10 protein-coding genes are annotated in these 9,698 nt (G+C 63.6%); 8 read left to right on the forward strand and 2 right to left on the reverse strand.

Going from position 1 to position 9,698, the window contains the following annotated elements; translation table 11 throughout:
• Window positions 1–3 precede the first annotated feature (3 nt).
• Window positions 4–900 (reverse strand): LysR family transcriptional regulator ArgP, encoded by an 897-nt coding sequence (locus tag ACTHNZ_RS22335; protein ID WP_440544764.1) that lies wholly within the window; start codon window positions 898–900, stop codon window positions 4–6.
• A gap of 97 nt (window positions 901–997) precedes the next feature.
• Here ACTHNZ_RS22335 and ACTHNZ_RS22340 point away from each other — a divergent pair, with 97 nt between their 5' ends.
• From ACTHNZ_RS22340 to ACTHNZ_RS22365, 6 genes are all read left to right on the forward strand, one after another.
• Window positions 998–1,627 (forward strand): LysE/ArgO family amino acid transporter, encoded by a 630-nt coding sequence (locus tag ACTHNZ_RS22340; protein ID WP_440544765.1) that lies wholly within the window; start codon window positions 998–1,000, stop codon window positions 1,625–1,627.
• 152 nt (window positions 1,628–1,779) lie between these two features.
• On the forward strand, window positions 1,780–1,980 hold the full coding sequence (locus ACTHNZ_RS22345; RefSeq protein ID WP_440544766.1) for a hypothetical protein: 201 nt from the start codon (window positions 1,780–1,782) through the stop codon (window positions 1,978–1,980).
• Window positions 1,981–2,581: 601 nt separating this feature from the next.
• Window positions 2,582–4,186, forward strand: coding sequence for a DUF2957 domain-containing protein (locus tag ACTHNZ_RS22350; protein ID WP_440544767.1), 1,605 nt, complete (start codon window positions 2,582–2,584; stop codon window positions 4,184–4,186).
• A gap of 84 nt (window positions 4,187–4,270) precedes the next feature.
• Window positions 4,271–4,747, forward strand: a complete 477-nt coding sequence (locus ACTHNZ_RS22355) for a hypothetical protein (RefSeq protein WP_440544768.1) — start codon at window positions 4,271–4,273, stop codon at window positions 4,745–4,747.
• Window positions 4,748–4,886: 139 nt separating this feature from the next.
• Complete coding sequence (locus tag ACTHNZ_RS22360) at window positions 4,887–6,140, forward strand: DUF2957 domain-containing protein (protein ID WP_440544769.1); 1,254 nt, start codon at window positions 4,887–4,889, stop codon at window positions 6,138–6,140.
• Between the two features lie 29 nt (window positions 6,141–6,169).
• Window positions 6,170–6,994, forward strand: a complete 825-nt coding sequence (locus ACTHNZ_RS22365; RefSeq protein WP_440544770.1) for an OmpW/AlkL family protein — start codon at window positions 6,170–6,172, stop codon at window positions 6,992–6,994.
• Between the two features lie 30 nt (window positions 6,995–7,024).
• On the opposite strand, the gene ACTHNZ_RS22370 is transcribed toward ACTHNZ_RS22365, so the two are convergent.
• Window positions 7,025–7,924: a LysR substrate-binding domain-containing protein gene (locus ACTHNZ_RS22370; protein ID WP_440544771.1), complete on the reverse strand. Its 900-nt coding sequence runs from the start codon at window positions 7,922–7,924 to the stop codon at window positions 7,025–7,027.
• A gap of 144 nt (window positions 7,925–8,068) precedes the next feature.
• On the opposite strand from ACTHNZ_RS22370, the gene tam reads away from it, so the two are divergent.
• Entirely contained in the window at window positions 8,069–8,875 is an 807-nt protein-coding gene (tam, locus tag ACTHNZ_RS22375) for a trans-aconitate 2-methyltransferase (RefSeq protein ID WP_440544772.1), read from the forward strand.
• 113 nt (window positions 8,876–8,988) lie between these two features.
• Window positions 8,989–9,693, forward strand: a complete 705-nt coding sequence (locus tag ACTHNZ_RS22380; RefSeq protein ID WP_440544773.1) for an SDR family NAD(P)-dependent oxidoreductase — start codon at window positions 8,989–8,991, stop codon at window positions 9,691–9,693.
• Window positions 9,694–9,698 lie beyond the last annotated feature (5 nt).

Below are 9,698 nucleotides of genomic sequence, written 5' to 3' on the forward strand. Positions count from 1 at the left end.
CCGTCAGTCCAGAAACTCGGCCGCACGCTGCTTCAATACCGCACTGAATTCATCGAGCCAGCCGATCGACAAACGCCAGCTCTGCCAGTACAAGTCGACGTCGAGATGGCGGCCCGGCGCCAACTGGACGAGCTCGCCCCGTTCGAGCAGCGCATCGACCATCTGCGTGGGACACATCCCCCAGCCTAGCCCCGTGACACAGGCGCGCAGATAGCCGCCTACGTGCGGCATCCAATGTTGCGGCGGATCGAGCTCGGCTCGCGTCACGCGGCGCATGAAGCGCGCTTGCAACGCATCCTTCGGATTGAACACCACGCACGGCGCCCGCCGCAGCGCCTCCCGATTCACGCCATCTTCGAAGTAACGATCGAAAAAAGCCGGTGAACAGACGGCCAGGTAGCGCATCCGGCCCAGGCGGACGGAGCGGCACCCCTGCACCGGTTCGGCTTGGGTGGTCACGGCCCCTTGCACGCTGCCGTCGCGAATGCGCTGCGCCGTGTAGTCCTGATCGTCGATGACCAGGTCGAGCAGCATGCGCCTCTGGGCGCAAAACGCCGCCACGGCATCGACGAACCAGGTACCGACGCTGTCATCGTTGACGGCCACGCGCAACGTCGGCCACGACTGCCCAAGCAGGCTACCGGCCATCGACGGCATTTCGTCGGCGAGCTGTGCCTCGAGCAAGCGCACGCGCTCGGTATGACGGCAGAGCAAGGCGCCCGACGCCGTCGCGACACACGGCTGCCCACGCTTCACGAGCACACTGCCCACGCGCTCCTCGAGCAGTTTGATCCGTTGCGAGACGGCGGATGCCGTTACGTTCAATTCGCTCGCCGCACGGTCGAACGAGCCGTGGCGCACCACGGCGGCCAGCGCGTCGAGCAAAGCATAGTCGATCATTAGCGTTCCTTAATCTCGTTTAGAGAAATTAGCTGTTCTTAGATGCATTCGGCAAGCAGACTAACGCCATCCATTCGCATCGTCTACCCGCCTCCCCATGAACTGGACCGCTTATTCGCACGGCGCGGCGCTCTGCGCTTCGCTCATCGTCACCATCGGCGCTCAAAACGCGTTCGTGCTGCGCCAAGGGATCACGCGCTCGCACGTCGGCAAAATCGTCGTGCTGTGCACGTTCTCCGATTTCTTGCTGATCGCAGCCGGCGTCGGCGGCGCATCGGCGCTTGCGACGCACTACCCTCGCCTCGTGGAAGTCGTTTTGTATGGCGGGCTCGCCTATCTCGCTTGGTTCGGGCTGTCGACGCTGCGGCGTGCTTGGCGTCCCGGCCATGCCGTCATGGAAGTGAACGGCGAAGACCCATCCGCCCCCGCGGCAATGCGGCAAAGCGGAGGGGCAGTGGTCTTGATGACGCTTGCGTTCACCTGGCTCAATCCGCACGTCTATGTCGACGTATTGCTGCTGATCGGCACCGCCGGGGCACGAGAGCCCGAAGGTGCACGCATGGCGTTCGCCTTGGGCGCGATGACGATCAGCCCGCTGTGGTTCGCCTCGCTCGGCTACGGCGCGCGGCTGCTGGCCCCGCTGTTTCGCAAAGCGACGGCTTGGCGCCTGCTCGACGGCGCGATCGGCAGCATGGTGCTGCTCGTCGCCGCCGCGCAACTGCGCTGATGCCGTCGGGAGCGGCACGTACCTGTCGCTCCCAATAGATCGGAACACCTCGCCGCCCGCGTTGCCGAACTGTCATACGTTCGTGCTATAAACACGCTGCGGCAATCGTTTGCGCTTCGTCAACGCGCGTTCTACGGCTGAGGTGCCCGTCCATGAAAATCGTCGGCTACTGCTTCCTCTGGGCAATCGTTTTCGCCCTGCTCGTCTCCATGTGCGCCATCCTCAAGGAGGGCCGCGCCGGTCACGGCGGCGCATCCGATGGCGATGCCCTCGCCGGCAAAGTCGTCGGCCGCTCGTCGGCGCAGCCGCCCTCGTCCAAGCCGATTTCGCACGCCGCGCTGCGTTCCATTTAGGCAGCCGGGCAATCACCCTCCCCCCGCGAGCGCTCAGCGCTCGGAACTCATGCATGACGTCGAACCGGGACATTCGCGATTCGACGTTGACTGCATGGCATCGGCGATTGTCTGCTTCGTCGAATCGATGAGCCGCCATTCGCTCGCGCATCCGCGCATCGAGCAAACGATGCCGGCGATGCCGGCGATGCTTTTTATTGAACCGCCCCCACGCTGAAGTCACCCCGCTCGCATCTCATAAACATTCAACCCAAGAAGCATCAAAAATCTTTGCACCTCGCATCCCACGCTGTTTAAAACGATCACCTAACCACATGTAAATATTAAAGAAGCCATAAAAGGCCGTTTGGATCATCGTCTCTATTTACGTGAATCGCAAGACGATCGTAAGGTAAGCCCCGCCGCTCTCGATATGCCGAATAAGGGCAAATAACCATTCATCGATATTTGGAATACCCAAAACGATCGGTGGGGAATGGCCTACGTCGATCGGGGAAAGATGTTGTGACGCCGATTTCCGTCGATGGGTATAGCGGTAACGTTCGGCCGATTGCGGCAGTTCGACACGAACCGCGGAACGTGGGACAACAGGAGACGAATCATGGCGCTCATCATGCGCTTCAAATCCATTTTTGCGCCATCGGCCGGCGCGCTGGCGGTCGCCGTGCTTACGAGTGGGTGCGGCAGCGGTGGCTCGGACGAGCTCGCACCGATCGCCGCCGCGCCGTGTTCGAACAACGCCTGCTCGAGCGCCGATGCGGCGACGCAGAGGCCAACAGCAACCGCGCTATGTCCTGCCTCGCTCGATTACGGCACGACATTCACCGGCGGCACCGGTAGCGGGGAGTACATCAAAGTCAAATTCGACACGTCGAAGAAACAGTATCAAATGACTTTCGTCGAATCGGCGGTTCCGGCCTCCGCTGGACAGGTCAACGCGACGCGCGCCGGGCTCACGATTACGGGCGACTATCAAACGCCCGACCTGTACCGGATCAAGAACGTGCAGGGTGCCGCGGCGACACCGCTCAAACTGCCCACCGCCGAGCAGAACCGCTGCGCGTTCGTGCTCGAGAACGGACGAACGTCGGACGGCACCTACGAGATCGCGATCAATCCGAACGATCCGCCGATGCTATTCGTCGGCAACGGCATCGTCGGCGGCGGCATCCCGGGATCGACCGTGCAGTTCGACGGCTTGGAAATCGCGCCCGGCGTGACGGTAGCGGCCGTGCCGAGCAAGACGTTCGACTACTACCCGTTCATCGCATTCAGCCGAACCGTCACGGATTTTTCGAAGGTGGCGGGCCGCTACAACGAACTCGGAATTCATTTCACGCCGTCGGGCGGTGCGTTCCAGACGACGGCGTCTACCCCAGCCGGCATTCCGCTCGGATGGCAAGTCGACGGCATCCAACTCAGCGAAACGATGAGCCCGGACGGATCGTGCACGGCCGACAGCGGGCAACCCTATGCGTCATGCCCCACAACGGGCGGCAACTGGTCGCCGCGAACGAACCCGGATGGTTCGCCGGACAACGTGTTCACGAGCGCGGCAAACATCGACCTCGGGACCGGCAACATCTACCCCGACGCAGGCGCGGGCGCACTACAAGCGGCCTTCTCGGGAAATCAGGCACACGGCATCATGATCGCCGGCGAATTGAACGGCCAGATCGTACCGGTCATCATTCGCGTCGGGTATGCGCATGCGGGCGCCGATTTGGCCCATTCTTCGGTCGACGATCAGATAGGCATCTCTCTGCTTGCACCCGCGCAGAAGGTCCCCAACGCGTCGTTGAGCGGCGCATACATCGGCGCGAACAGCGTCACCGCGTGCGGCCTCGTCAGCGCATACGCGCCGACGCCCACTTTACCCTCGGTCTTCGAGGGCGCCTGCCTCGACGATACGACAACGTCGAACCCCGGCGTCAACTACACCTCGACGATCTTCCAAGGCACGAGCGCCGCCTTCCTCGATCCGTTCAAGTCCAAGGCAGCCACCAATTTCGCGTTGGATTTCACGCAAACGCAGCCGGGGTTGGTCAAGGCCACTGCGCAAAACGACTTCACATCGGGTGCCGCCACCGTCTTCAAGACGGGCGACACCGGCTATCTGATCAAGGTCGGGCCTATGTTCGCGATGCTCATGAACGGCTCGGGCCGGCCGAATCCGTTCTTCACGATTGGCGCGTTCGTACAGTAAGTGCGGTAGCGCTTCAAGGGGCGGCCGGGAGCGCCAATCGGCCGTCATGACAACCTGCCTTTGACCTGATGAGAGGTTCTCCATATGAAGCGTTTCAAGCTCATCCCCGTAGGTGCGGCGTCGGCGTTGTTCGTTGCGGCTTCCGTGCCGGCGTTCGCCGTGACCGTTTCTCCCGCCGGGGCGATCAGCCTCGAGGGAGCGACGACACTGGTGAAGTCGGGCGTACCGCTGGGTTGCACGGCCAACCTCGTCGGCACCATCACGAGCGCCGGTGCAATCGAGATCACGTCGGCGAAATTCACCGGCCCGGCGCTGTGCTCGGCCGTAACGGCAGCAGGCTTGCCTTGGACAGGCCAAGTGACGTCGACGGCAGCCCTGGCGCTCGACGGCGTAGCCGTCAATACACCCCTGGGCAGTTGCGGCCCGAGTGCGCTGAACGCAAGCATCACAGAAAACGCGACCGTGCGGGAAACGGCCATCGGCCTCATTGGGCAAGTCCTCTCGGGCGGTTGCACGGTATCCGGCTCGCTCACGACCACGCCGTTCCTAACGGTCCGCTAGCTCGTCGACTGCCGCTGATCCGCGGCAGTCGATGCGCGCCCGCGTCGAGAGAAGCGGGCGCATCAGCGCCCTAAGCGTTACCGCGGCCCCCGAGCGTACCGCTTTTTCTCCGTGAACCATTTACTTTGGACTCCTTATCATGATGTGGCGTTGTCTGCTTTCGACGGCACTGGCCGCCCTCCTTCTCCCCGCCTGCGGCGGCAGCGGCGATCCGCCCGCGCCGATCGCCACGCGGCTATGCCCCGAGGCGGTCGACTACGGCACGGTCTTCACCGGCGGCGCCGGCTCGGGCGAGCTCGTGCGCGTACAGATCGACACCACGGCGATGACTTACAAGATCACGTATCTCGCGTCACCCGTGCCGGCGACGAAGGGCACGGTGCTGCCGACGCGCTCGCTCGCGCCGAACAACGTCGTGTCCGGGACGATGACACAAGAAACGTTGCTGCCGACGGCGAAGCTCAATCAATGCGCGTTCCGGCTGAACGATGCAAGTCTCGATCCCGCTCGCCCCGCACGCGTGTTTCTAGGCGACGGCGTGCTGGGCGGCACGATTCCTGGCGCGGCGATTTCGTTCGCCGGTGTCGCCGGCGTCGGCGTCGTACCTGACACGACGTTCCCGTACTACCCGTTCCTCGCCTTTGCGCAAACGTCAACGAGCCTTGCCGAGATCGCGGGGACATATTCGATGCTCGGCTATCACAAGGTGCCGTCGCAAAACTTCGCGCCCGTCGCAGTCGATGCCTCGTTCACGATCAACGCGGACGGCAGCTTCATCGAATGCGACAACAGCGGCTCATACGCGGGCCAATGCCGGCAGTCCGGCACGAATTTCGTCGCGCGCGGCGATTCGCCGACGTTCGAGACCCATCGCTTCACGGGGCAGGCCGCCCCCACTCAGGCCGTGGCCGGCCCGCAGGCACAGGGCATTTTGATCGTGGGCAAGCTGCGCGGCGCGCTCGTGCCGATCCTCGTTCGCGTCGGCGCTGCCGATCCATCGATCGTTTCGCCGCCGGGCTCGCCGCCGAAAACGCCGCTTGCCGACGACGAATCGGGCATCGCCATGCTCGCGCCGCAAGCCAACGTCGCCGCCGGCTCGCAAAACGGCGAGTACGTCGGCGTCGATAGCAATTTCGCTTATCGCACCACGGCGCTCGTGAATACGCAGGCGACCATGCTGGACCCGTTCAACGCCTCGCTAGCATCGCTCGCGACGCCGCTCGAGTTCGACCACACGCAAGCGCTGCCCGGCCTCGTCATCGTCAAGACGGCAAAGAGCCGGGCCGACACGCAGCCGACGGGAAAGATGATCTTCACGGGCGGCACCATGGGCTACCTCGACACGTCCGATCCGAGCGCGCCGTACTTCGCCGTCAGCGCATTCGTGCAGTGATCGCATAACGAGCACACGGAGAAACGAGGATGAGTAAGCTATTCACGCCGCTAATTGCGGTTTGCCTCTCGACGGGCGCCTACGCGCAGCAGGCTGGCGACAACGTCGTTTCGTTGGGCTGGTTTCATATCGCGCCTCAGGATTCGAGCGATCCGCTGACGACACATACGGCGGCCACACCGATCAACGGGCCGCTCGGGTTGCCTGCTTCCTTCACTTCGCCGGGCACCGGACTGACGGTCGGCAACGCGAACACGCTCGGGCTGACGTTCAGCCATTTCTTCACGGATCACATCGCACTGACGGCAATGGGCGGCATACCGCCCGAGTTTCGCATCGGCGGGTATGGCGTGATTCAACCGCCGGGGCCGGCCGGTGCCCTCGGCCAGGAGAACTTGAGCGAGCCTTCGAACAATCCGATCGTCGGGCGGGTACGCCAATGGACGGCCGGTGCCATGCTGCAGTACTTCTTCGGCCGAGCCGAGGCGAAGTTTCGGCCGTTCGCCGGCATCGGCCTCACGTACAGCTGGTTCAATTCGTTCCAGCTCAATCCCTATTTCTCGCAATCGCTCAACGAGAACCTCGGCAGCGTGCTCGCTGCCGGGGCCGGCAAGCCCGGGCCGACGAGCATCTCGGCGAAGTCGTCCGCGTCGTGGGCGCCGATTTTCAACGTCGGCGCAAGCTACGCGCTCAACAAGCACTGGCAAGTCAACGCTTCCGTCTCCTACATGCCGCTCAAGACCTACGCCGAGACGGACATCAAAGCGGCCGACGGCACGCTGCTCGCCGTCAGCAAAGCGAAACTGATGGCCGATCCCATCATTACGTTCTTGGCCCTGTCGTACCGGTTCTGATCCGAGGACGAAAAGCGCGGCGCGGGCGGCTCATCGGCGTGCCGGCGACGCGTGCTGAACGAGCATATCGTAGAGTGCCCGCGCCGCGGGCGACAGTTGCGCGGTCTTGCGCGTGAGGAGCACGAGCGTGCGCGACACCGACGGTTCGACGAGTTCGATGATACGCACCATCGGATACGCGTTTCTTTGGATGGCGAGCTTCGGCACCACGGCCGCGCCGAGGCCCTCGGCGACGAGGCCGAGGGCCGTCGAGCTGCGCTGCACTTCGTAGAACGAATAGAGCGCCACGCCGCCGCTCTTGAGCGCGCCGTCGAGCAAACCGCGATTGCCGCTCATTTCGCCGGCAAAAATCAGCGGATAGGATCGCAATGCTTCCCAGCGAACGCGCCGCCGTTTCGCAAGCGGATGGTCATCGCGGCAAATCAGCACATAGGGGTCGACCGCGAGCGGTACGCTGACCAACTCGGGATGCCGATCGCCGGCGATGCCGATTCCGAACTCGACCTCACGCCGAAGCACGGCCTGCAGCACCGACTCCGACGCATGATCGAGAATCTTCACGCGATCGTGCGGTCTCAGTTCGGAAAACGCGCGAAGAACGCGCGGAAGATATTGCACGCCGACGGTCGGCACCCAAGCGATCGATACGTCGCCGCGTCGGCTGAGGCCCGTTTCGCGGATTTCGGTGAGCGCGTCGGACAGTTCGTTCAGTAGGCGGCGCGCTTGCGGCAAAAAGCGCCGGCCGATTTCGGTCAACGTCGTGCGGCGTGTCGTGCGCTCGACGAGCGCGACGCCCAGGTACGTTTCGAGCTTGCGCAAGCGCTGCGTAATCGCGGTCTGTGTCACATGCAATGACTCGGCCGCCTGTCTGAAGCTTCCGCCGTCGGCGATGGCCACGAAAGCCTGGACTCCGAGCGTATCGATTTTCATGAGAGATTTGAATCAATCGCGAAATTAAATTCATTTTACTGATGTTCGCGCCGGCCGCAGAATCCGCTTCATCGACGGCCGGCGTATCCGAACGCGGACACGGTGCGCCGTACCAAGCCACGCCAGACGACGAGGAGCTCAATCATGACGAACCTTTCGACCGATCCGCACGCCAAACACTATGCGCAGTTCGCGAGTGCGCAATATGTGCAATTCGAGGACGAACGCACGCGCCCGGTCAGAGATCTGCTGGCCGTCGTTCCCCCAACGCCGATCCGTACCGCGATCGACCTCGGCTGCGGCCCGGGCAATTCGACGGAAGCGCTGGCGGCACGCGCCCCGGCAGCCACCATTCGCGGGCTCGACACGTCGGCCGACATGATCGAAGCGGCACGCAAGCGTCTGCCGCGGATCCGCTTCGACGTCGCGGACATCGCGACGTGGGACGAGCCGGCCTCGTACGATCTGATTCTTTCCAACGCCACGCTGCAATGGCTGCCGGCGCACGATACGCTGTTTCCGAAGCTCGTCGGCAAGCTCGCGCCCGGCGGGCATCTCGCCGTGCAGATGCCCGACAATCTCGACGAGCCTGCGCATCGGCTCATGCGGGACATCGCGGCAGCGGGGCCGTGGGCAGACAAACTGAGAGGCGCTGGGCGGACGGAGCGATTCGATCCGCGCCGCTACTACGCGCTGCTGACACCCCTGTGTTCGCGCGTGGACGTATGGCGCACGACCTACTACCATCCTTTGCGCGGCGGCGCGGACGCGGTCGTCGAATGGTTCAAGGGAAGCGGGCTGCGGCCGTTCCTCGCAGCGTTGAACGAGGGCGAACGCGAAGCGTTCCTTGCGCAATACCGCGATGCCGTGGCGCTCGGCTATCCCGCGCAGGACGACGGAACCGTCTTGCTGCCGTTTCCACGGCTGTTCATCGTGGCGACGCGCAAGTGATGCGATGCAGCAGGCCGATCGCTATATTGCAAGTACCGATTCATGACTCGGCGCGTTCACGATCGATGTCGCCGGCTCGTACGCCTGATTCGCTTAACCGTATGGAGCAACCCATGCAACGTCCGTCTCGACAGAAAACCGCCCTTCTCATCGGTGCCTCCCGCGGCCTCGGATTCGCGTTGGCCGAACAATACCTCTCGCGCGGCTGGCGCGTGATCGCCACCGGCCGCGAAAGCTCGACCGAGCGGCTGCGTCATCTGTCGGAAACGAGCGGCGGAGCACTGGAAGTCGAAACCGTCGACATCACCCTTCCCCATCAGGTCGCCGCGTTGCGCGGCCGCCTTCAAGACCGGCGCTTGGACATGCTCCTCGTGAATGCGGGCGTCAAGAACGACGATCGCGAAACGATCGCGGATGTCTCGACCGACGAATTCGTGCGCGTGATGGTGACCAACGCACTGAGCCCGATGAGAGTGATCGAGGCCTTACGACCGCTGGTCGAGCCAACCGGCACGATCGCGGCGATGTCGTCGGGCCAAGGCAGCGTCGCGAACAACGTCAACGGAAATTACGAGGTCTATCGCGGCAGCAAGGCCGCGCTCAACATGTTCATGCGCAGTTTCGCGGCGCGGCACGCCGATGATTCGCGGACACTGCTGCTATTGGCGCCCGGCTGGGTGCGAACGGATATGGGTGGGCCAAACGCGCGGTTGAGCATCGAAGAGAGCATCCCGAAGTTGGTCGATACGATCGAGGCGCACGCAGGACGGACGGGGCTGCACTACGTGGATTACCTCGGGCGCGTCGTGCCCTGGTGAGCGGC

This window comes from Trinickia sp., from assembly GCF_051953955.1.
In the GTDB taxonomy this organism is placed as follows: domain Bacteria; phylum Pseudomonadota; class Gammaproteobacteria; order Burkholderiales; family Burkholderiaceae; genus Trinickia.